The sequence below is a fragment of the Dysosmobacter acutus genome, assembly GCF_018919205.1.
Classification (GTDB): domain Bacteria; phylum Bacillota; class Clostridia; order Oscillospirales; family Oscillospiraceae; genus Oscillibacter; species Oscillibacter acutus.
The window spans coordinates 629,469-653,043 of the sequence record NZ_JAHLQN010000001.1 but is presented as its reverse complement, the minus strand read 5'-3'; the positions used below and the strand labels follow the sequence as shown (position 1 = coordinate 653,043).

General features: G+C 60.3%; 19 protein-coding genes. 15 read left to right on the top strand and 4 right to left on the bottom strand.

The window, feature by feature from the left end; translation table 11 throughout:
* Positions 1-160 precede the first annotated feature (160 nt).
* Together KQI82_RS03035 and KQI82_RS03030 are read right to left on the bottom strand one after the other, a co-directional pair.
* A complete protein-coding gene (locus KQI82_RS03035) occupies positions 161-1,234 on the bottom strand; it encodes a M24 family metallopeptidase (RefSeq protein ID WP_216558578.1) in 1,074 nt (357 codons plus the stop codon).
* 12 nt (positions 1,235-1,246) lie between these two features.
* Positions 1,247-2,848 carry a CTP synthase gene (locus KQI82_RS03030; RefSeq protein ID WP_216558575.1) on the bottom strand — a complete coding sequence of 534 codons (1,602 nt, stop codon included), beginning with the start codon at positions 2,846-2,848 and terminating at the stop codon, positions 1,247-1,249.
* Between the two features lie 471 nt (positions 2,849-3,319).
* On the opposite strand from KQI82_RS03030, the gene KQI82_RS03025 reads away from it, so the two are divergent.
* The 6 genes from KQI82_RS03025 (at position 3,320) to KQI82_RS03000 (ending at position 9,186) form a co-directional block, all read left to right on the top strand.
* The gene (locus KQI82_RS03025) at positions 3,320-3,463 is read left to right on the top strand and encodes a hypothetical protein (protein ID WP_216558572.1); all 144 of its coding nucleotides are present in this window, start codon (positions 3,320-3,322) and stop codon (positions 3,461-3,463) included.
* An 80-nt stretch (positions 3,464-3,543) separates the two neighbouring features.
* Positions 3,544-4,557, top strand: coding sequence for an ABC transporter substrate-binding protein (locus tag KQI82_RS03020; protein ID WP_216558569.1), 1,014 nt, complete (start codon positions 3,544-3,546; stop codon positions 4,555-4,557).
* Positions 4,558-4,677: 120 nt separating this feature from the next.
* Positions 4,678-5,631, top strand: a complete 954-nt coding sequence (locus KQI82_RS03015; protein WP_216558567.1) for an ABC transporter permease — start codon at positions 4,678-4,680, stop codon at positions 5,629-5,631.
* Positions 5,624-6,418, top strand: coding sequence for an ABC transporter ATP-binding protein (locus KQI82_RS03010; RefSeq protein ID WP_216558564.1), 795 nt, complete (start codon positions 5,624-5,626; stop codon positions 6,416-6,418). The genes KQI82_RS03015 and KQI82_RS03010 overlap by 8 nt, the downstream gene beginning before the upstream one ends.
* Before the next feature lie 124 nt (positions 6,419-6,542).
* The gene (locus KQI82_RS03005) at positions 6,543-7,364 is read left to right on the top strand and encodes a fumarylacetoacetate hydrolase family protein (protein WP_216558561.1); all 822 of its coding nucleotides are present in this window, start codon (positions 6,543-6,545) and stop codon (positions 7,362-7,364) included.
* 520 nt (positions 7,365-7,884) lie between these two features.
* Positions 7,885-9,186 (top strand): IS4 family transposase, encoded by a 1,302-nt coding sequence (locus KQI82_RS03000; protein WP_216558558.1) that lies wholly within the window; start codon positions 7,885-7,887, stop codon positions 9,184-9,186.
* A gap of 394 nt (positions 9,187-9,580) precedes the next feature.
* Here KQI82_RS03000 and KQI82_RS02995 read toward each other — a convergent pair whose 3' ends face one another.
* Both KQI82_RS02995 and tsaA read right to left on the bottom strand, forming a co-directional pair.
* Complete coding sequence (locus KQI82_RS02995) at positions 9,581-10,483, bottom strand: LysM peptidoglycan-binding domain-containing protein (protein ID WP_216558555.1); 903 nt, start codon at positions 10,481-10,483, stop codon at positions 9,581-9,583.
* A gap of 544 nt (positions 10,484-11,027) precedes the next feature.
* Positions 11,028-11,717 carry a tRNA (N6-threonylcarbamoyladenosine(37)-N6)-methyltransferase TrmO gene (tsaA, locus tag KQI82_RS02990; protein WP_216558552.1) on the bottom strand — a complete coding sequence of 230 codons (690 nt, stop codon included), beginning with the start codon at positions 11,715-11,717 and terminating at the stop codon, positions 11,028-11,030.
* A gap of 616 nt (positions 11,718-12,333) precedes the next feature.
* Here tsaA and KQI82_RS02985 point away from each other — a divergent pair.
* The 9 genes from KQI82_RS02985 (at position 12,334) to KQI82_RS02945 (ending at position 23,553) form a co-directional block, all read left to right on the top strand.
* Positions 12,334-12,765 carry a MarR family winged helix-turn-helix transcriptional regulator gene (locus tag KQI82_RS02985; protein ID WP_216558549.1) on the top strand — a complete coding sequence of 144 codons (432 nt, stop codon included), beginning with the start codon at positions 12,334-12,336 and terminating at the stop codon, positions 12,763-12,765.
* Positions 12,762-13,466 (top strand): ABC transporter ATP-binding protein, encoded by a 705-nt coding sequence (locus KQI82_RS02980; RefSeq protein WP_216558546.1) that lies wholly within the window; start codon positions 12,762-12,764, stop codon positions 13,464-13,466. The genes KQI82_RS02985 and KQI82_RS02980 overlap by 4 nt, the downstream gene beginning before the upstream one ends.
* A gap of 35 nt (positions 13,467-13,501) precedes the next feature.
* Entirely contained in the window at positions 13,502-17,299 is a 3,798-nt protein-coding gene (locus tag KQI82_RS15860) for an FtsX-like permease family protein (RefSeq protein ID WP_216558543.1), read from the top strand.
* A 136-nt stretch (positions 17,300-17,435) separates the two neighbouring features.
* Entirely contained in the window at positions 17,436-18,296 is an 861-nt protein-coding gene (locus tag KQI82_RS02970; RefSeq protein WP_216558540.1) for a metallophosphoesterase, read from the top strand.
* A 33-nt stretch (positions 18,297-18,329) separates the two neighbouring features.
* On the top strand, positions 18,330-20,195 hold the full coding sequence (gene mnmG / locus KQI82_RS02965; RefSeq protein ID WP_216558537.1) for a tRNA uridine-5-carboxymethylaminomethyl(34) synthesis enzyme MnmG: 1,866 nt from the start codon (positions 18,330-18,332) through the stop codon (positions 20,193-20,195).
* Positions 20,196-20,217: 22 nt separating this feature from the next.
* Entirely contained in the window at positions 20,218-20,853 is a 636-nt protein-coding gene (locus tag KQI82_RS02960) for a cyclase family protein (RefSeq protein WP_216558535.1), read from the top strand.
* An 18-nt stretch (positions 20,854-20,871) separates the two neighbouring features.
* A complete protein-coding gene (locus KQI82_RS02955; RefSeq protein ID WP_216558532.1) occupies positions 20,872-22,203 on the top strand; it encodes a Mur ligase family protein in 1,332 nt (443 codons plus the stop codon).
* On the top strand, positions 22,204-22,929 hold the full coding sequence (locus tag KQI82_RS02950; RefSeq protein WP_216558529.1) for a type 1 glutamine amidotransferase: 726 nt from the start codon (positions 22,204-22,206) through the stop codon (positions 22,927-22,929).
* A gap of 24 nt (positions 22,930-22,953) precedes the next feature.
* The gene (locus tag KQI82_RS02945; protein WP_216558526.1) at positions 22,954-23,553 is read left to right on the top strand and encodes an HTH-like domain-containing protein; all 600 of its coding nucleotides are present in this window, start codon (positions 22,954-22,956) and stop codon (positions 23,551-23,553) included.
* Positions 23,554-23,575: the final 22 nt, after the last annotated feature.

Below are 23,575 nucleotides of genomic sequence, written 5' to 3'. Positions count from 1 at the left end.
TTTTTGAAAGATGCACTCCGATTATGGGGCCAAATGTCCGCCTTGTCAATAAATTCCGCCGCATTTGAAGAAAAACCCCCTGTTTTTCTCCTCCGTGTTTCCGCCTGAGCCGAAAAACCCGCGGCGGCGCGGCCCCAAGTCAGGGCCGCGCCGTACGTGCTTACAGAATGGTCAGTTCCCGGGGCGCGCGGGTCAGGTCCCGGCAGCCGTCCTCCGTCAGCACCAGAAGGTCCTCGATCCGCACTCCCATTTTTCCGGGCAGGTAGATGCCCGGCTCCGCCGAGATCACCGCGCCGGCGCTCAGGGGCGTCTTTGCACTGGGGGAGGCGTTTGGCGATTCGTGAATTTCCACGCCCACGCCGTGGCCAAAGCTGTGGCCGAAGTACTCGCCATAGCCCGCCCCGGAGATGACCCTGCGGGCGGCTCCGTCCACCTCCGCGCCGGTGACGCCGGCCCTGGCCGCGGCGATTCCCGCCCGCTGGGCCTCAAGCACCGTCTGGTACACCTTCTGCATCTCGCCGGTGGCGTAGCCCACCGCCACCGTCCGGGTCATGTCGGAGCAGTACCCCCGGCAGACGCAGCCAAAGTCCATGGTGACAAACTCCCCCTCGCCGATCCGGCGGTCCGTGGGCACGCCATGGGGCAGCGAGCCATTGGGTCCGGAGACCACGATGGGGTCAAAGGACATCTTCTCCGCGCCGAAGTGCAGCATCAAATACTGCAGCCGCGCGGCAATCTCCTGTTCGCTGACACCGGCGCGGACCTCCTCCACAATCTGGGCAAAGGCCCGCTCCGTGATCCGCTGGGCCTCGGTGATGGCGTCGATCTCCGCCTCGTCTTTCACCCTGCGCAGCTCCAGCAGCAGCCGGGTGGCCGGCGCCAGTTCGCAGGAGAGCTTTTCCCCGTAAAAGCGCCAGTCCGCCACCGTCATATAGGCGTCGTCGAAACCCATGCGGCGGATGCCGTGTCCGTCGATCACCTCGCCGATGAGGTCGGTGTAGCTGCGGCCCCGCCCCATCAGCGCCACCTCGGCCCCCTCCACCTGCCGCTCAGCGGACTCGATATACCGCGAATCGGTAAAATAGTAGGCCCTGTCCAAAGTCACCAATGCCACGCCGTCGGTGCCGGAAGAGTGAAAGCCGGAGGCATAGAAGCGGTTGGCCTCCTCGGTGAGGAGCATGGCGTCCAGGCCCTGGGACGAAAGGGCGGCGCGGATTTTTTTAAAGTGATTCATAGTTCTCCTTTTTCAATCCCGGGCGCGGCACTCTGCCGCCGCGCGCACAAATCCGAAAAACAGCGGGTGGGGACGGTCTGGGCGGCTCTTGAATTCCGGGTGGAACTGGACGCCCACAAACCAGGGGTGGCCGGGCAGCTCCACAATCTCCACCAGCGCCCCCGACGGGGAAAGGCCAGCCGGCACCAGGCCCTTTTCCGCAAAGAGCTGGCGGTAGCTGTTGTTGAACTCAAAGCGGTGGCGGTGGCGCTCGGAGATCTCCGCCACACTGTAGAGCTCCCGGGAACGGGTGCCCTCGGCCAGCATGCAGGGGTATCTGCCAAGGCGCATGGTGCCACCCTTGGCCGTGACGCCCACCTGGTCGCTCATCAGGTGGATCACCGGGTTGCGGGTGGTCTCGGAGAACTCCGCGGAGTTGGCGTCAGGGAGGCCGGCCACATAGCGGGCAAACTCGATCACAGCCACCTGCATGCCCAGGCAGATGCCAAAATAGGGGACCTTGTGCTCCCGGGCATAGCGCACGGCGCAGATCATGCCCTCGATGCCCCGGTCGCCGAATCCGCCGGGCACCAGAATGCCGCCGCAGCCTGAGAGCTTTTCCGCCGCGTTTTCCCCGCTCAGCTCCTCGGAGTCCACCCAGCGGATGGAGACCACCGCGTCGTTGGCGGTGCCCGCGTGGGCCAGGGACTCCACCACGGAGAGATAGGCGTCGTGGAGCTGGGTGTATTTGCCCACCAGGGCGATCTCCACCTTCCGGTGAGCATGTTTCGTCCGCTCCACCATCTTGGTCCAGGCGGTCAAATCCGGCTCCGGCGTATGCAGGTTCAGCTTGCGGCACACCACCCGGTCCAGTCCCTCCCGGGCCAGCAGCAGCGGCACCTCATAGAGGGTGGAGGCGGTGGCGTTCTGGATCACGCAGTCCATCTCCACGTTGCAGAAGAGGGCGATCTTCCTTTTGATCTCCTCAGAGATGGGTTCGTCGGAGCGGCACACCAGCACGTCGGGCTGGATGCCAAGGCTCAGCAGCTCCTTGACGGAGTGCTGGGTGGGCTTGGACTTCATCTCCCCGGAGCCGGGAATCCGGACGATGAGGGGCACGTGGATGAAGAGCACGCCCTCCCGCTCCGAGGCCACCTGCCGGATGGCCTCAAGGAAGGGCTGGGACTCAATATCTCCCACCGTGCCGCCGATTTCGCAGATGACCACATCCACATCCGGCGACTCCATGGAGTAGATGCGGCTTTTGATCTCGTTGGTGATGTGGGGGATAATCTGGATGGTGGCCCCCAGATAGTCGCCCCGGCGCTCCCGGTTCAGCACCTCCCAGTAGACCTTGCCGGAGCTGACGGAGGAGTTGCCGGAGAGGTTTTCATCCACAAAGCGCTCATAGTGGCCCAGGTCCAGATCGGTCTCGGCCCCGTCCTCGGTGACAAACACCTCCCCGTGCTGGTAGGGACTCATGGTGCCGGGGTCCACGTTGATGTACGGATCAAACTTCTGATTGCGTACCCGAAGCCCACGCTGCTTCAGCAGCCGGCCCAGGGACGCCGCGCAGATCCCCTTGCCAAGGCCCGAGACCACGCCGCCTGTGATGAAAATAAATTTTGTCGCCATACGCACCCATCCTTCTCTATTGTAAACTGTAATATCCCTCTTTTGCCACAAAATCATTCGCAGAATACGGCGGCTGCACCGGAAAAACAAAAACACCGCCGGACCTCTTTTGCGGCGAAAAGCCCCTTGGGGCCCTTTCGCTGCGATCCGCGGTGTCGCTTCTATTGACGCTTTTCCGTGCGGCCTTCACGCCGCAAATCGCCGCCATGGTACCTGGAAAAAACATGTAGGTATTATAAGACCCCCTTTTCCAAAAGTCAATTGTCCGGTCCATCAAAATTCAGCTCATTATTTTTTCCTTTTTATGGAGAAATTTTGCGTTTTTTCCCTCATGTTGACATTCTGCACAGAGCTCTCCAGTTTTTTCTTGTTTTTCCTTTGTCACTTTGTGCACAATGCTACTTGACTTTAGCCCTTTAAAGTTCTATACTCCTAAACAAGATCAACCGGAAGGGAAAGGGGCGGTATTGCATGGCGCTGTTTCAGGAGAACATCTGCCGTATGGGTTCCTATCGCCGCCAGGTCCGCTCTTTTTTTGCGGGCCGCTCCTTTTACGCCTATTTTTACTTTAGAGGCACGAAAGATGGCCGGCTGACGGACGCGCAGACGCTCTGACTTTGGACAGGAAGCGGCTCCGCCTGGCAGGCGGGGCCGCTTTTTATCAACTGAAAACAAGCATGAAAAGGAGAATTTGTATGAAAAAGAAGATCCTTGCATTGGCCCTGACCGTCGTTATGGCGCTTGGGCTGGCCGCCTGCGGCAACAGCGGAAGCTCCTCCAGCAGCGGAAGCGGCAGTGCCTCCGGCTCCGGCGCGGAGGGTGCCACCTACACCGTGGGCATCTGCCAGTTCGCTCCCCACCCCGCGCTGGACGCCGCCACCCAGGGCTTCATGGACGCGCTGAACGAGGCCATGGGCGAGGGCGTTGTGGAATTTAAGAAGCAGAATGCCTCCGGCGAAATCCCCAACTGCACCCCCATTGTCAACGAGTTCGTCTCCGCCGGCGTGGACCTGATCCTGGCCAACGCCACCGCTCCCCTCCAGGCCGCCGCGGCCGCCACCACGGAAATTCCCATCCTTGGCACCTCCGTCACCGACTACGGCTCCGCCCTGGAACTGAGCGACTGGGACGGCAAGGTGATCGGCTCCAACGTCTCCGGCACCTCTGACCTGGCTCCGCTGGACCAGCAGGCCGCCATGATCCAGGAGCTGTTCCCCAACGTGGAGAAGGTGGGCCTCCTGTACTGCTCCGCCGAGGCCAACAGCCAGTATCAGGTGGATGAGATGACCAAATATCTCACCGATCTGGGCTACACCTGCACCCCCTATGCCTTCACCGACTCCAACGACGTGGCCTCCGTGGCCCAGACCGCCTGCGACGGCTCCGACGTGCTCTACATCCCCACCGACAACACCGCCGCCAACAACACCGAGGCCATTGCCAACGTGGTGCTGCCCGCCGGCACGCCGGTCATCGCCGGCGAGCAGGGCATCTGCTCCGGCTGCGGCGTGGCCACGCTGTCCATCGACTACTATGAGCTGGGTCAGATCACCGGCCAGATGGCCGCCAAGATCCTCAAGGGCGAGGCCCAGGTCTCCGGGATGGCCCTGGAGTACGCTCCCAACGTGACCAAGATGTTCAACGCCGACAATGCCGACGCCCTTGGTGTCTCCATTCCCGACGGCTACACCGCCATTGAGGCCGAATAACTTTCCCTCCGCCGAAAAAGTTGAAAAAGGAGCGAAAAAGGGCTTCCCTTTTTCGCTCCTTTTTGATAGACTAATGACGTATATCGGCTTTTGTCCGAATAGTTGGAGGGAAGAATCGCTATGGATTTCTTAACGTCGCTGCTCAATGCCATGCCCGGTGCCGTGGCTCAGGGTCTGATCTGGGGACTGATGGCCATCGGCGTCTATCTCACGTTCCGCATCCTTGATGTGGCCGATCTGACGGTGGACGGCTCCCTTGCCACCGGCGGCGCGGTGTGCGTGATGCTGATCCGCTCCGGGTGGAGCCCGTGGATCGCCCTGCTGGGCGCCTTCTGTGCCGGCCTTGCCGCGGGACTGGTCACCGGAGTCTTCCATACCCGCTGCGGCATCCCGGCCATCCTGGCCGGCATCCTGACCCAGCTGGCTCTATATTCCGTCAATCTGCGGATTATGGACAGCAAGTCCAACCAGCCGGTCAGTGTGGATAAATACGACCTGCTGACCTCCCAGCGGTATGTCCGGAACCTGAGCCTGGATAATCCTTTGCCGCTGCTGCTGGTCTTTACGGCTGTGCTGGTGCTTGCGCTCTACTGGTTTTTCGGCACGGAGCTTGGCAGCTCCATCCGCGCCACCGGCGCCAACCCCCACATGGCCAGGGCCCAGGGAATCAACACGGACTCCAACATCGTGCTGGGCCTGATGCTCTCCAACGGTCTGGTGGCCCTGTCCGGCGGTCTTCTGGCCCAATTCCAGGGCGCCTCCGACGTGAACATGGGCCGCGGCGCCATTGTCATCGGCCTGGCTGCCGTCATCATCGGCGAGGTGGTGTTTGGCAAGCTGTTCCACAACTTCGCCCTGACGCTGCTCAGCGTCTCCTTAGGCGCCATCATCTACTATATGGTCATTCAGGTGGTGCTGAAACTGGGCCTGAACACCAACGACCTGAAGCTCATCACCGCCCTGGTGGTGGCGCTGTTCCTCTCCGTCCCCTACTGGAAGAGCAGGCACTTCCACGGGAAGGTAAAGCCTGTGCCGGCGGCGGAGGGTGCAAATGGAGGGAACGAACATGCTTGAGCTCAAACATATCTATAAGACCTTCAACCCCGGCACTGTCAACGCCAAGACCGCTCTGTGCGATTTGAGCCTGACCCTTGCGGAGGGCGATTTTGTCACGGTCATCGGCGGCAACGGCGCCGGAAAGTCCACCATGCTCAACGCGGTGGCCGGCGCCTTCTCAGTGGACGAGGGCACCATCCTCATCGACGGCCAGGACGTGACCCGTCTTCCGGAATACAGGCGCGCCTCCTTCATCGGCCGGGTGTTCCAGGACCCCATGATGGGCACCGCCGCCACCATGCAGATCGAGGAGAACCTGGCCCTGGCTGCCCGCCGGGGCCAGCGCCGGGGCCTCAGGTGGGGCATCTCCAAGACTGAGCGGGGCGACTACAGGGAGCTGCTGCGGACACTGGACCTGGGGCTGGAGGACCGGATGACTTCCAAGGTGGGCCTGCTCTCCGGCGGACAGCGCCAGGCAGTCACGCTGCTCATGGCCGCCCTGAAGCAGCCCAAGCTCCTGCTGTTGGATGAGCACACCGCGGCCCTGGACCCCAAGACCGCCGCCAAGGTGCTTGCCCTCTCCGACCAGATCGTGGAGGAAAACCACCTGACCACACTGATGGTCACCCACAATATGAAGGACGCCATTGCCCACGGCAACCGCCTTGTCATGATGAACGCCGGCAAGGTGGTTCTGGACATCGCCGGGGAGGAGAAGAAGAAGCTGACCGTGGAGGACCTTCTGGAGCGGTTTTCCGCGGCCTCCGGCGGGGAGATGCTCTCCGACCGGGCCATCCTTTCCTGATTGGACGCAAAGCGCCGGAGAATCCTTCTCCGGCGCTTTTTCCGCCCGACTGAACCGGTTTACTTCTCTTGCGCAAACGCGTACAATACCCCTGAACAGACTTTTCAAAAAGGAGGATTTCCTTATGAAACTTGTCACCTTCCGCTCCGGCTCCAACACCCAGGTGGGCATTTGGGACAAGACCGGCGTACAGCCTCTGTCCTGCTCCGATATGATGGAGTTGATCGAGCGGGACGGTCTGCCCGCTCCGGTCGGCGCGCCGGTGCCCCTTGACCAGGTGGAGCTGCTGGCCCCCATCCCCCGCCCCCGGCAGGATGTGATCTGTCTTGGAATCAACTACCAGTCCCACGCCGACGAGACGGGAAAGACCTTTACGGACGGGGCGCCGGTGCCCATCTTCTTTTCCAAGCGGGTCAACGAGGCGGTGGCCCCGGAGGGCCGGATCGACAGCCACCCCGGCTTTGTGGAGGAGCTGGACTATGAGGCGGAGCTGGCGGTCATCATCGGCCGCGCGGCCAAACACGTATCCCCGGAGGACGCGTCGAAGTATATTTTTGGCTACACCATCCTCAACGACGTGTCGGCCCGAAAGATCCAGACCCGCCACAAGCAGTGGTATTTCGGCAAGAGCCTGGACGGTTTCACGCCCATGGGCCCCTGCATCGTCACCGCGGACGAAATCGCCTTCCCGCCCGCCCTGACCATCCGCTCCTATGTAAACGGAGAGCTGCGCCAGGAGTCCAACACATCGCTGCTGCTGACCGACATCGCCCACATCATCAGCACCCTGTCCCAGGGCATGACGCTGCTGCCGGGCACCATTCTCTCCACCGGCACCCCCTCCGGCGTGGGCCTCGGCTTTGACCCGCCCCGCTACATGCACCCGGGCGACGTGGTGGAGTGCGAAATCGAGGGCATCGGCCGACTGCGCAACCGGGTCCAATGAACGGGCTGTCCGGGACCGGCGCTTTTTGAGCCTTTGCGGCCCGTGAAAGCCCCCCTTGCCGGTTCGTGAAATGCATCTTGGATCAAAAAAGGACTCCTGAATTCAGGCAATGTCATTAAGTTAAGATAAAAAAGGTACCCCCGCCTGTTTGCAAGGAACAGGTGGGGATAGCCATGTTTATCGAAAAATCCCGCTATGTCTGCCGCAAAAGGCCGGGGGATTGTGCCAAAATCGCTTAACTTAACGGCACTTTCCCCATTTCCCGTTAAGTTAAGGTTTTGTTTTCCCCCCTTGACAAAGCCGCTCTGCCTGTTGTATCATAAAATCACAGCAGAAAAGCACACAAAGGAAGTCGAAATTCGGCAAAGTCACCGCTAAAATTGCAAAAAAGTACATTTTAGGACACGCCATCTATCTCTACAAATAAGGAAGTTGAAAGAAGAGTGCAGTAAACGCCGTGGGCGTTGCTGTACTCTGTTGTTTTTTCACGCTGAATATCAAGGCATTGGAGAAAACAGCTATGGCCTATCCTGAAATCGTATTGTCTAATTTAGATGAAATCATCAATTATGTAGAAAAAAACAGTACCTTTGCCCGGTCGGACAAACCTGAACGAAACCGCAAGGTTTCCCGGGCGGACATCATCAAGGCCCTGATTTTCATGCAGGGCGGCAGTCTGCAAAAGGAACTGCATGAGTTGGGGCTGGACATCAGCGCGTCCGCCTTTGTCCAGCGCCGCCGTCAAGTCAACGCCGAAATGATGGCGGATATTCTCACCGAGCTGTACGCCCGCTATGACGCCCCTAAGACCTATCAGGGCTATCGGGTGCTTGCGATGGACGGAACCACCGTCAATATGGCCTATGACCTAAACTCCCCCTGTCTCGTCAGCAATCCAAGCACACCAAAGGGCTACTGCCAACTACACGCCACTCCACTCTATGACATTCTCAATAAAAGCTATATGTGCTGTACGATACAGCCCCAGCCGCAGCAGGACGAAATCGGCGCATTGGACGGTCTGCTGGCGTGGTATGACTTTGACGAAAAGACACTTCTCGTGGGCGATAGAGGCTTTGCCAGCTATCACCTGTTTGCCACGATACAGCAAAAGCCCAACGCGGATTTTCTGATACGGGTCAAGCAGGGGCGTGGAGCCATGCGGGAAGTAGCCAAACTCCCCATAAAAGAACTGGATACGGAAATCAGCTTTACCATCACGACGACGCAGACAAAGGAGGATAAAGAAAAGGGATATATCTTTCTGCAAACGAGAAAGAAGAAAGACCGCATATACAGCGCCAACACACGGGCGGGGCGGTGGAGCTATCATTCCCCTTATCCTATGAAACTGCGAATCGTACGCGTCCTACTGGATACTGGGGAATATGAGACGCTGGCGACCTCTCTGCCGCCCAGCTTTACGGCTCAGCAGATCAAAGAGCTGTACCACGCCCGCTGGGGGATAGAGACAGCCTTCCGGGAGCTGAAATACAATTACGGCCTTGTCAATCTCCACGGGCGGAGCGAGAAGTTTGCCCGGCAGGAGATTTACGCGTCCATGATTACCGCGTCGCTCTGTTCTCGTATCATCAGCCAAGCGGTCATTGAACAGCACACAGGAGCGGCACACCTCTATCAGGTCAATCAGAAAATGGCAGTCTACCTCTGCAAAAAGTTTTTCAGGACACCCGGCGCAGACGGAGAAAAACTCATGCGGGAGATTGCAAAATATATCGAGCCAGTCAGGCCGGGGCGGCAGGACAAGCGGAATATCAGGGCGAAATCCTTTGCCGGGTTTCTTTACCGGGTGGCGGCGTAAACACGGAAATACGGGCTTGGGGATTACACGATTTTTCCCATAGGAACAGGCCGTCCTCTGTCCACCTCACCGAAAATCAAATTTGCGGCGTATATTTCTTTTTCGGGACAGCGGTAAAAACCCCCGGAAATAGCGGCTTACAGAGGTTAACCGAATCAAAAAACAACAAAACCCACGATTTTTGTGTACACGATTTTAAAATCTACCCACTAAAATAAGAGAAAAAAAGCACACGATTTTTCTCTAATCAAGTGATTTTCGTATAGACTTGTTGAGATTTTTGCCTATTGCGCTTTTTGAAGTTTGCCGCAGATTTTTAGGACATGGCCGGGACAAGTTGAAAAAAGTACCCCGTCATTCCAAATGGCGGGGTACTCGTGTCGTTTTATCGCTGTTACTTGGCGGGCAGGACGATGACCTGACCTTCATAGATGGTGTTGGCGTTCTTCAGGCGGTCGTTGTTGCGCTCGAAGATGGCCTTGTACTTCATCACATCGCCATAGGTGGCTTTGGCGATAGCGCCGAGGGTATCTCCGGCCTTGACGGTGTAGAGGGTTTCACCCTCACCAGCCACGGGGGCGGCAATCAGGACGGCCTTCCCCAACTTTTCGGGCAGGACAATGCTCTTACCGGCGTCCAGTTTGACGAACTTGTTGGCCTTCTGCAAAGCGTAACGCTGGGCGTTGTCGCCGTAGAAGTTGGTGCAAATGCTGCCCCAAGTGTCGCCCTTCTTCACGGTGTAATTACCGGGGGCGGTGGGCTGAGCGGGTTGCTCAGGCTGAACAGAAGTGGCAGGCTTCTCCGGCTGAGTCGGAGTAGCAGGCTTTTCAGGCTGGGCAGGGGTGGTGGGCGTAGAAGGTTCGCCGCTGTCACCCAATTTCAGATAGATTGCATCGGAATAGCTTAGCTCAAGAATAAGTTTGTAGATGTCATAACCTACAAAAGCATCATCTACCACCCCGGTGCTAATGCCATCACCGGTCGGCTTCATGCCATAATTGCCACTTTCATACAATTCGTATGTGTAAGCACTATAGAAGTCATTTGATACTGTGACCTTAGAGCCGGGCTTCAGATAAAGCACGGTAACCTCTCGGGTTTCCGGGTCACCTTCCATCTGAGCAAATGTAAGTGTTTCTTTTGCGGCAGAAGCAGCCTCAAAGGTTATAGTCACATCTTCTCCTGTATCAATATTTTTCCCATTATAGGTATAGGAACTATACTCCGCCGCAAATGCGGGAACAGCCAGCCCCATGCACAGGGTCAGCGCCAAAAACAGGCTTGCTAATTTTTTCATATTATGGACTTCCTTTCCTTATATTTGGTGTGCCGATTTACGAGCCTTTTCTCCTTTCTCTCCGGGCCTATCTCCCACGGCACAGCAAATATTATTCAGGTCAGCCCGTATATTTCCGACGGACGGGCCTTGCGTGGCGGGGGAAAATCCCCCGCCACAGGCTCTCCGCCGGAAACATAAAAAGCGGTGTTGAGCGTATAACTCAACACCGCCTGACTGTATATCAATCAAAGCGTAACACACAACTTCCAAATTCCGCTGTTTATACTTGAAAAGCAAGCGTCACAACGGTATAATGGAAAGTACGGTGCGGATTAAACCGTGGTGTTGAGTGGCATAGACACTCTTCATCGGAGCATAGCGAGTTCGCACCTCGCTATGCTCTGCCGCTATTTATGTTTCCAATCCAATTTTAACCGATTGCGTACAGAAAAGCAAGTGCTTTTCGACAACATATTGCAAAAGCTACCCCCGGCCATTTCACCAAATGACCGGGGGTGTCTTTTTTTCGCAAATAAGGCCTTAACTTAATGACATTGTGAATTCAGGAGTCCTTTTTTTCCACCTCCCGGACCGTGAGTACGTCCCGGTCCACCGAGAATTTGACCTCCAGACCGCCGAAGGCAAATCCATAGACCCGGTCCGCCCTGCGCTGATAGGCCGGCCGGGGGTCGTGGGACAACACGCCCAAAAGAGCCTGGCGCTTCTCCTCCGGCACCTGCTCCAACAGGGGCTGGGGAAAGTCCACCTCCAAAAGAAGGGGCGGGGCCTGGTCTGCAAAGCCGCCCACAGCCTCCGGGCGGCAGTCCGCGTAGGGCAGGTAGGGCTTGATGTCATAGATGGGGCTGCCATCCATCAGATCGGCGCCGGAGACCACCAGCGTCGGACCCTCCGCCGTCTGCTCCACCGCCTCAAGCCGCACGCAGGAGAGGCCCACGGCGTTGGGCCGGAAGGGCGAGCGGGTGGCAAACACGCCAAGCCGCGTGTTGCCCCCCAGCCGGGGTGGGCGCACCGTCGGAGACCACTCCCGGCGCACCGCGCCGGAAAACTGCCAGATCAGCCACAGGTGGGAAAACCCCTCGATGCCCCGCAGCGCCGAGGCGCTGCGGTACTCCGGCTCGAACACCACCCGGGCGCGGAGCTGATCCACTATCCCGCTCTGGCGGGGGATGCCGAACTTGGTGGGAAAATCGCTGCGGATGCGGGCGATCACCCGGATGGTGTGCTGTTCCATGGCTGTTCCTCCCTGTGCGGCGCACCGCGATTTGATGTTTAGTGTAGCACCGGCGCTCCAAAAAGGCAAGACGCCGTAAAAGCAAAAAGTGCCGCTGCGCGGCATGCCTGAGCTACGGGCAGCTGCCGTGCGGCGGCTTGTTTTACGCGGACATACCATGGGCCCACAGCGGGCGCAGACCCGCCTTGCCGGCGGCGCATTACACGCTTCCTTCAGGGCTGTATCAAAAACGGGGCTCTGCCCCGCGCACTGATCAAACATGCCGGAAAAAACAAAAAACCCACGCTACCTCAATAGCGTGGCCTTCTCTTTTTGCTGCTTACCGCTCGCTGGGCTTCAACTTCGCGTCGCCGAAAATCATGTCGTCCAGGTCGGTGCCGATGTACTTGTCGTTCATCATCATTACGCTATCACTTCCTTTCTTCTGTTTTTACAAGTATTAGTATAGCAGGGCTCTGTCCATTTTGCAAGCGCATTTTTGACAAAAATCACAAAAATTTACGTTTAATTTATGTAAAATAGACACAATTATTTTTGTTTTTTTGGTTGCAGAGCACCATAGCGCCGCGTATAATACACACTATGAACTACTTTTGCACAGGAGAGGAGCGGCTGTATGGAAGTTTTGGCACTGCGGGAGGCGCTGATCCGCTCCCTTGGGGATATCTACCGCCTGGAGGCCTTTTCCGCCCTGGGCGACCTGCTGCAGGGCGAGTCCATGGTGCTCCATTTTCTGCTGGCCGCCAGGGGGGCCCCGATGTTTCCCTCCGCCTTGAGCCAGGAGCTCCGGCTGTCCCGCTCCCGGATTACCGCCGCGGTCAACTCCCTGCGGCGCAAGGGGCTTGTCGCGACCGAACCCTGCCGGGAGGATCGGCGTATGGTGCTGGTCTCCCTGACGGAGAAGGGCCGGGAGCTGATTGTGGAAAAAGAAGGGCGCATGGCGTCCTATTTTGACCGGATGATCAAGGGGCTGGGCCCCGCCGATACCCAGCGGCTGATCGAACTGATCCACCGCTGCGTCGACGTGATGGGAGGGCAGGAGCAATGAGCGCCTTTGTCACATTTGAAGAGGTATCCAAGGTCTACCGCATGGGAGAAATCACCATACGGGCGGTGGACAACGTCAGCTTCTCCATTGAAAAAGGGGAGTTTGCCGTGATTGTGGGCCCCTCCGGTGCCGGTAAGACCACGGTTTTGAATATGCTTGGCGGCATGGACGGCTGCTCCGGCGGCACCATTCGGGTGGACGGCAGCCTTATCAGCGGCATGACGTCCCGGCAGCTGACCGCCTACCGCCGCCACGACATCGGCTTTGTCTTTCAATTTTATAACCTGGTGCAGAACCTGACCGCCCTGGAAAATGTGGAGCTGGCCTCCCAGATCTGCCGCCAGCCCCTGGACGCGGCCACAGTGCTTCAGGAGGTGGGGCTGGGGGAGCGGATGAACAATTTCCCGGCCCAGCTCTCCGGCGGCGAGCAGCAGCGGGTGGCCATCGCCCGGGCCCTGGCCAAAAATCCCAAGCTGCTGCTGTGCGACGAGCCTACCGGCGCGCTGGACTATCAGACGGGAAAGTCTATCCTGAAGCTGCTTCAGGACACCTGCCGGCAAAAGGGCGTCACCGTGGTGGTCATCACCCACAACAGCGCCCTGACACCCATGGCGGACCGGGTGATCCGCATCAAAAACGGCACCGTGGCGGATATGCGGTGCTGCCGTCAGCCCACACCGGTGGAGCAGATCGAATGGTGAGTCTGCGCATCTGTTGACAGGAGGAGGTGAACGCAGTGAAGGCCATCACAAGGGACTTTACCCGGGAGGTCCGCAACACCCGCAGCCGCTTTTTGTCCATTTTGATTCTGGTGGCCCTGGCGGTGGCGTTTCTCTCCGGTCTGCGTTCCACCGCCCCGGACATGAAGGCCACCTGCGACGCCTATATGGACGGCCACCAGGTGATGGACATTCAGATTCTCTCCACCCTTGGCCTTACGGAGGAGGACCTTCAGACCTTGCTCATGGAGGATGGAATCTCCGGCGGCGAGGGCGCCTATGTCATCGACGCCTTTGCCTCCTCGGCGGAATTGGACATTGTGGTCAAGGCCTATTCCCTGCCCCAGCAGCTGAACCTCCTCCAGCTGGACCAGGGGCGGCTGCCCCGGTCGGAGGATGAGTGCGCCGTGGACCGGAACATTCTTGACATTCTTGGTCTTGACATAGGGGACTCCCTGTCGCTGAAGACCGAAGGGGACTACAAGGACGCGCTGCTCCGGCGCAGCTTCACCATTGTGGGCGTGGTCACCAGCCCCCTGTACATCAGCGTGGAGCGGGGGGCCTCCACCCTTGGCACCGGCAAGGTCTCCGCCTATCTCTACCTCCCACGGGAGGCCTTTGACATGGACTACTACACCGCCATCTACCTTCAGGTGGAGGGCGCGGAGGCGGAAACCGCCTTTTACGACGGGTACGAAACCAAGGTGGACGGCGTCATCGACAACCTGGAGCCCCTGGCGGACCAGCGGGCGGTGCTGCGGCGGGAGGGTCTGGTGGACGAGGCCAACGACAAGCTGAGCGAGGCCCAGCAGGAGTTGGACGACGCAAAGGAAGAGGCCCAGGAGGAATTGGACGACGCCTGGGCGGAGCTTGTCAGCGGACGGCGGGAGTTGAACGACGGATGGGGTGAGCTGCGCCGTGCCAAGGCCACTCTGGCCGATGAAACCGCCGATGCCCAGCGCCAGATCGACGACGCCAAATCGGACCTGACGGATGCCCAGATCAAGTTGGACGACGGCGAGCAGGAATACGCCGAAGGGTATTTTGCCTATGAGGACGCGATAGAGGACTACAACGACGGCGTGGCGGAGTATGAAGATGGTCTTGCGGACTATGAGGAGGGCCTTGCGGAGTACGCCAAGGGCAAAAAGGAGCTGGACGACGCCTGGGCGGAGCTGAGCGCCGGCGGAGACGCCCTCTCCGACGCCAAGCACCTTTTGGCCACCAGCCAGGCCCAGTTTGACGCGCTGATGGAGGCACTGGTGCCTCTGGTGAGCCAGGCCACCGGCATGGCCTTTGAAAGTGGCGACGAGCTGCTTGCCGCCATGGCCGATGAGGAGGAGGGCTTTGTTCTCTGCGCCGCGGTGGACAACGTGCTCTCCCAGATTTACGGCCTGACCTCCCTCTCCTCCGCTGAGCTTCTGGCCCTGGCCGCCGGCGGTGACGGAGCGCAGGCGTATCTGGCCGCCTCCATGGTGTTGGGCGGTGTGAACTCCGCTCTTGCGGAGCAGGGCATGTACTTCTCCGACGCGGGGGAGCTGCTTGCCGCCATGGCCGATCCCCAGACGGGCCCCGTGGTCTGCGCCGTGGTGGACGCGGTGATGCCCAAAATTCATGAGAGCTTTACCGACGCGGACTCCGGCGGCCCCATCGGCTCGGAGTATCTTCTGGACGCCAAGCACCAGTTGGACAGCGGCCGGGACCGCTACGAAAGCGGCGTGGAGGAGTTCCAGGCCGGCGAGGCCCAATACCTGGCCGGCAAGAAGAAATTGGAGGAGTCCTGGGCGCAGCTGGAGGACGCCAAGGCGCAGTTGGACGATGCAAAGAAGCAGTTGGACGAGGGCGCCGAGGAACTGGACGACGCCAAGGCGGCGCTCATCAGCGCCCGGATGGACCTGGACAACGGCTGGGAGGAGTTTGAGGACGGACTCCAGGAGGTGGCCGACGCCGAGCAGGAGCTGGCGGAGCAAGTGGCCGACGCCAACGCGGAGATCGCCGACGCCCAGCGGGAGCTGATGAGCGGCGAGGCCGACTACAACGACGGTCTGGCCAAATACTACGACGGCAAGGCGGAGGCGGAGGATAAGATTGCCGATGCCCAGCGGGAGCTGGCCGACGCCCGGCGGAAGGTGGCCGACATCGGGACCTGTGAGTGGTACGTGCTCAGCCGGGACTCCAATCCAGGCTACCTTGGCTTCGGCCAGGACGCGGACCGTATGGGAAACCTGGCCTCCGTGTTCCCGCTGCTCTTTTTTCTGGTGGCCGCGCTGGTGTGCCTCACCACCATGACCCGCATGGTGGAGGATCAGCGCACCCAGATCGGCTGTCTGAAGGCCCTGGGCTACGGCCGAATGGCCATCTCCCGCAAGTATCTGGGCTACGGGCTGCTGCCCGCTCTGATCGGCGGCATTCTGGGCCTGGTCATGGGGTACACGCTGTTTCCCAAGATGATTTTCACCGCCTATCAGATCATGTATCAGATGCCGGATATCCTGCTGCGGCAGTATCCCTCCATCAGCGTCTTCTCCCTGCTCTCCGCCGTGGCCTGCACCTCTCTTGCCTCCTGCGCCGCCTGCCTCTCCACCTTGGCGCTCACCCCGGCCAATTTGATGCGGCCCAAGTCGCCGAAACCGGGCAAGCGGGTGATTCTTGAGTACATCCGGCCCCTTTGGCGCCGCATGAGCTTCCAGCGCAAGGTCACGGCGCGGAACCTGCTGCGCTATAAGAAGCGGTTCTTCATGACCGTCATCGGCATCGGCGGCTGCACCGCGCTGATCATCGCCGGGTTCGGCCTGCGCTCTTCGCTGATGGTGACCATGAACCGCCAGTACCAGGATATCTACCACTATACTGCTCAGGCGGCGCTGGCCGGCAATGTCCTTGAGGAGGAGAAGGCGGACATTGACCGCTACCTGGGCGCTGAGGCAGACATCGTGGACTTCATGCCCTGCCGGCTGGGCAACGCCACCGCTGAATCCAGCGTCTACAGCACCACCGCCTATGTGGAGGTGGTGGACCCGGAGGAAATCGCCGGCTTTGTGGAGCTGCGGGACTATCGCACCGGCGAGCCCCTGCAAGTGCCGGAGGACGGCGTCATCATCGACCAGAAGCTTTCGGAGCTGCTGCACGTGGGCGTGGGCGACTCCTTCACCCTGGACGGAGACTCCAGGGCCACGGTCACGGTCCGGGCCGTCAACGAACACTACCTGGCCCACTTTGTCTACATGACCCCGGCCTATTATGAGGAGGTCTTCCGCCAGTCCTATGCGGAGAACGCCTACCTTTTGACGTTCACTGAGGACACGGAGCAGCTGTGCGACCGGATTTTTTCCGATCTGATGAGCCTCCACGGCGTGGCCTCCGTGTCCCGCATCGCCGAGACCCGCAACACCTACCTTCACTCCATGGAGCGGATTGACTTCGTGGTGGTCATCGTCATTCTCTCCGCCGCCGCCCTGGCGCTGGTGGTGCTCTACAACCTCTCCAACATCAACATCACCGAGCGTAAGCGGGAGCTGGCCACCATCAAGGTCCTGGGCTTTTTCGACCGGGAGGTCTCCGCCTATGTGAACCGGGAGAACGTGGTGCTGACGGCGGCGGGCATCGGCCTTGGCATCCTGTCGGGCCATTATCTCCACACCTGGCTGGTGAAGTCGGTGGAAATCGACCTCATGATGTTCGGTCGGGAGACCGACCCCATGGCCTATCTCTGGGCCGCTGTGCTCACCGCGGGCTTCTCCATCCTGGTCAACCTCATGTCCCACCGGAAGATGAAAAAAATCGACATGGTGGAATCCCTCAAGAGCGCGGAGTAACGCGCGCCGCGCAGGGCCGCCCCGGCTGGCGGCCCTGCGCTTTTTTTGCGGAAAGGGCGATTTTTGTCTCACTTTTTCTCGCCATTTCACTCTTCTTTGTGGTATACTAATCGTTATATCACAGAAGGAGCAAATCATGGCAAGACATCCTCATCCCGCCCGCCGTTTTTTTAAAGCGGCCATCCCTGTCCTGATCGTCGGCGCGGCCTTCCTCTGGTGGAGCAGCAACAGCCTGCAGACCGACGCCTTCACCTTTTCCTCCTCCCGGCTGCCGGAGTCATTTGAGGGCTTGCGGATCGTGCTGCTGTCCGATCTCCACGGCAAGGAGTTCGGGAAGGGAAATAATTCTCTGCTGAAGGCCGTTCGGGAGCAGGCGCCGGATCTGATCGCCGTCACCGGCGACATCCTGGATCGGTTCCGCCAGACGCCGGTCTCCTATGCGGGTGACTTGGGCGCCGCCCTGGCCGCCATCGCGCCCACCTATTTTGTCACAGGAAACCACGACTGGGCCATGGGCACCAGCGTGGCGGAGGAGCTGAAGACCGCCCTGCGAAATGGGGGCGTGACCGTGCTCTCCGACGAGACGGTCCCTTTTGAGAGAAACGGACAGCGCATCCTTCTCTCCGGCGTGGACGACCCCAACGGCTATGCCGACCAGCCCACACCGGAGGATGTGGCCCTGTCTTTAATAGAGCGGTACGGCAAGAACGACTTCCGGCTGCTGCTGGCCCACCGCAACGACCGCTTTGCCTCGGAGTATTACCGGCTGGGCTACGACCTGACCCTCTCCGGCCACGGCCACGGCGGCCTTTTCCGCCTGCCCTTCACCGACGGCCTGGTGGGCACCAATCACGACCTCTTCCCCTCCTACACCGCGGGATTTTATGAGGTGGAGGGCCGGCGGGTGCTGGTCTCCCGGGGGCTTGGCAACTCCGGCCCTACCTTCCGGCTCTTCAACCGTCCGGAGATCGTGGTGCTGACTCTGACACGGGGCTGAGCGCTTTTATTCCATGTATTCGAGGAACTGAGTATGCAGACCTTTCACGCAGGAGAATTTGATATCGCGGTGATCGGCGCCGGCCACGCGGGCATTGAGGCCGGACTGGCCGCCGCCCGGCTGGGCTGCCGGGTGGTGGTGTTCACCATCAACTTGGACGCAGTGGGCAACATGCCCTGCAACCCCGCCATCGGCGGCACCGGCAAGGGCCAGCTGGTGCGGGAGTTGGACGCCCTGGGCGGCGAAATGGCCCGGGCTGCGGACCAGTGCTGCATCCAGTATCGGCTTTTAAACCGGGGCAAAGGCCCTGCGGTCCATTCCCTCCGGGCCCAGGCGGACCGGCGGAAGTACCAGGACGTGATGAAGCACACTCTGGAACGGCAGGAAAATCTGACGCTCCGCCAGGGCGAGGTGGTGGACATCGGCGTGGAGGACGGCGCGGTCCGCTCCGTGACCCTCTCCACCGGTGCCCGGTTCCGCGTCCAGGCGGCGATCCTGGCCACCGGCACCTTCCTCTCGGGCCGCACACTGGTGGGCGAGTGCGTCCAGGACTCCGGTCCCGATGGCATGCATGCCTCCCTTGTCCTCTCGGACTGCCTGCGGGCCCTGAACCTTCCCCTGCGTCGGTTCAAAACCGGCACCCCGCCCCGGATCAACGCCCGCAGCGTGGATTTCTCAAGGATGGAGCTTCAGGTGGGGGACGAGCTGCCGGTCCCCTTCTCCTACTCCACCCGGGAGGTCCCCCGGAACAGGGCCGTGTGCCACCTCACCTACACCAATGAGCAGACCCGCCGGGCCGTGCTGGAAAACCTGGACCGCTCCCCCATCTACTCCGGCGTCATCGAAGGGGTGGGACCCCGGTACTGCCCCTCCTTTGAGACCAAGGTCATGCGCTTTCCGGACAAACAGCGCCACCAGCTGTTCATCGAGCCCATGGGGCTGGACACGGAGGAGCTGTACGTCCAGGGCTTCTCCTCCTCCATGCCGGAGGAGGTGCAGCTCAAAATGCTCCACTCCATCCCCGGCCTGGAGCACGCGGAGATCATGCGCCCGGCCTACGCCATCGAATACGACTGCATCGACCCGCTGGCCCTGAAGCCCACGCTGGAGCTGAAGGCTATCTCCGGGCTGTACGGGGCCGGGCAGTTCAACGGCTCCTCCGGTTATGAGGAGGCCGCGGTCCAGGGGTTTTTAGCCGGCGTCAATGCCGCAAGAAGCCTTCAGGGTAAGGAGGGCGTGGTGCTCTCCCGGTCAGACTCCTACATCGGCACCCTCATCGACGACCTGGTGACCAAGGGCACCAACGAGCCCTACCGCATGATGACCTCCCGCAGCGAATACCGCCTGGTCCTGCGCCAGGACAACGCCGACCAGCGGCTCACCCGGATCGGTCACGAGATCGGGCTGGTCAGCCGGGAGCGGCTGCGGGAAGTGGAGGAGAAGTACGCGGCGGTAAACGCTGAAATCCAGCGGCTGGCCCACGCGGGGATCGGGCCCTCGCCGGAGCTCTCCGCCTTTTTAAACGAGCGGAATTCCGCCGATGTCACCGACGGCTGCCGCCTGCTGGACCTGCTGCGCCGGCCCGGCATCCGCTATGAGGACCTGGCCGCCTTTGACTCCGCCTTCCCCCATCTGCGCCGGGACATCGCCGAGCAGGTGGAGATATCCGTCAAGTACGAGGGCTACATCCGGCGCCAGCTGCGCCAGGTGGCGGAGTTCGACCAATTGGAGAAAAAACGGCTGCCGCCGGAGCTTGATTACTCTGCCATCAAGGGGCTGCGGCTGGAGGCCCGGGAAAAGCTCAATGAAATCCGGCCGGCAAACCTGGGGCAGGCCTCCCGCATCTCCGGTGTATCCCCGGCGGACATCGCCGTGCTGATGGTATACTTAAGCCGCTGAGCCCACTGAATAAGGAGGACATATGATCCTTGATCTGACACATTTGATTGCAGGCGGCATGCCGGTCTATCCCGGCACCGATTCCCCGGACCTCTCCCCCGCCGCCACCCTAAAGGAGAACGGCTGCCGTGAGACGATGCTCCGCATGACCTCCCACACCGGCACCCATATGGACGCGCCGGCCCACATGCTCCCCGGCGGGGCCACATTGGACGCCCTGCCTGTCTCCCGGTTCTGCGGCCGGGCGCTGGTGATTGACTGCACCCTTCTCCGGGGTCCCCAGGTGACCCGGGAGGTGCTGCGCCCCTATGAGCGGGAGATTGAGCGGGCGGACTTCCTGCTGCTGCGCACGGGCTTTGAGGCCCTGTGGGGCACGCCAGAGTACTACGGCGACTTTGCCGTTCCGGACCGGGAAGCCATGGCCTATCTCACCGGCCGCGATTTGAAGGGCATCGGCACCGACGCCATCTCCATCGACTTGCTGCCGGAGACGGACTTTTCCAACCACATGCTGCTCTTCGGCGCTGGGATGGTGAGCATCGAAAATCTGCGGCTTGCCGCGGCGCCGGAGGGCGTGCTGATCCCCTTTTGCGCCCTGCCGCTGCATTTTCACGACTCGGACGGCGCGCCGGTGCGGGCCATTGCCCGGTTGGATTAAGAGAAAGGAAGGACATTCATGCGTAAATTTCTGGCCATTCTTGTGTGCAAATTGGGCCGGGCTGTGGGCAAGTTAGTCGGGAAGGGCAGCTCCATGCCAGGCAAGGTGGCCTTAAAGCTCTGCCCGGATATTTTGAGCCGGATACGGCTGCCCAAGTATATCATCGCGGTGACGGGCAGCAACGGCAAGACCTCCACCGTGGAGATGATCGCCTCCATCCTCCGCGCCGACGGACGGTCGGTGGTCTACAACGAGGAGGGCTCCAACCAGATCGAGGGCGTAACCACCATGGTGCTGACCCACTCCACCTTCGGCGGGACGGTAAACGCCGATGTGCTGCTCATCGAATCCGACGAGCGCTATGCCGCCCACAGCTTTCGCTTTTTCCACCCCACCCACTTTGTCATCACCAACCTTTACCGGGACCAGCTGACCCGCAACGGCCACCCCGAGTGGGTCTATCACGCCATTGAGCCGGCCATCCATCCGGAAACCACCCTGGTGCTCAACGCCGACGACCCCCTGGTCTCCTGCTTTGCCTTGCACCATGAAAAGGTCAAATGGTTTGGGCTGGACCACGTGGCCTCCGACACGGAGGAGCCGGTGGGTATGTACCGGGATGGCGCCTTCTGCCCGGTGTGCAAGCGCCCCATGGAATACGACTACTACCACTATAACCACATCGGCCGCTACCACTGTCCCTCCTGCGGCCACCACCGCCACGAAACGGACTTCACCGCCACCGCCCTGGACCTCTCTTGCGGCCTTTTGACCATAGACGGCCAGGCGGAGGTGCAGCTGGCCTTCCGCAGCATTTACAATGTGTACAACATCCTGGCCGCCTACTCCGTCTGCTCTCTGGTGGGCGTGGGGCAGGAGACGGCGGTGCAGGTCATCAACAACTATATTCTGAAAAACGGCCGCATGGTCCGCTTCACCCTGGGCGGCCACCACGGCATGCTGCTGACCAGCAAGCATGAGAACAGCGTGGCCTATGACACCAACTTAAGCTATATCCGCTCCACCGACGCGCCCTGCACCGTGGTGATCATTGTGGACGCCGTGTCCCGGAAGTACTTCACCAGCGAGACCAGCTGGCTGTGGGATATCAACTTCGACCTGCTCAACTGCGGCCATGTGGAGCGGGTGGTGCTTGCCGGCCGGTACGTCAACGACCTGGCGGAGCGTTTCCTCTACACGGAGGTGCCCCAGGATAAGATTCAGCTGTACCCGGACATCCATGCTGCCAGCGACTGCCTGAAGGCCTCCGGAAGCGAGGACGTATACGTGGTGACCTGCTTCTCCGACCGGGAGAAGATTCTCTCCACCGTGGAAAAGGAGGCCGAATAAATGAAATTAGTGCATCTGTACCCGGACCTGTGCAGCCTGTACGGCGACTGGGCCAATGTGGCGGTGGTGCAGCGCCATCTCACGGATCTGGGCCTGGAGGTCCAGGTGGAGCGCTGTGCTTCCTGCCGGCAGTCGGACTTTTCCGGAGCGGACTTCGTCTTCATGGGCGCCTCCACAGAGAAGAGCCAGAAGGCCGTGCTGGAGGACTTCCGGTGCTGCGGCGACGCTCTGCGGCGGGCCGCGGAAGACGGCGTGCCCATGCTTTTCACCGGCTGCTCCTTTGAGCTGCTGGGAGAGGACGTCACCGACGCCTCCGGCAGCGTCCACTCCTGTTTGGGGCTGAGCCCGTTCCACTCGGTGGAGGGCACAAAGCGAATCGTGGGCGATGTGTACGGCGCCACCGGGCTTTACGACGCGCCGGTGGTGGGCTTTATGAACAAGTGCAGCCGCATCACCGGTGTGGAGACGCCGCTGCTGACCGGCCTTTCTCTGGGCTTTGGCAACAGCGACGACCTGGGGCCGGAGGGCCTGCTGCTCCGTCATGTGGCTGGCACCCACCTCACCGGCCCGGTGCTGGTGAAAAATCCCCGCCTGCTGCGCTGGTTTTTGGAGACCATCTGCCAGCGGGCCGGGGCCGAGCTCCCCGATGAGTGGCCGATCTACCCCTACGAAGAACAGGGCTACGACATCACCGTCCGGGAGCTGCGCAAGCGGTTTGAGAAGTGAAGCGCCTTACCGGCAAGGGACCTTTTGTCCTTTGCCGGCTTGTTTTTTATAGCTGTTTTAGCTAACTTAGCTATTGACATTTTAGCAAATTATGCTTATTCTATTGTTGGAGAAAGGGGTGGGAAAATGCTCATCAAGCCCGCGTCAGCCCTGATAGAGGATTACGATGGGTTTTCCCAGCTTGCCCACGCAGTGAATGAGCCGGTTTTTTTAACTAAAGAAGGAGAGGGAGACCTTGTCCTTATGAGCATTCAGTATTATGAAGCGCATTTTGTGAACGCGGGGCGCCCGGCTGTGCCGGCCGCTGCGGCCGGCACAGGGAGGCCGGGGAAGGGAGATTCGGTTATGACGGAAGGCCTGTTGGGATTGGTATTGAAGGAGCTGTATCAGCGGGCCCCCCGGGGCCTGCAGGTGGCGGGCATCCATGTGTTTGCCATCCATTATGCCGAGGCGATCGAATCCGGGCGATTGAACAAGAAGGAGATTCTACGGGTTGCCGGCCTGCCGGAATCCTACCAGACCGAGCTTTCCAAGGGAGTCAACCTGGCGCGGTACGTCTGCGTGAAGGAGGACATGGCCCGGCAAATTCACCAAATTCAGAGCTCTCTTGAGCCAATTGGATAAAAACATCCCCGCCCTGCTTTCG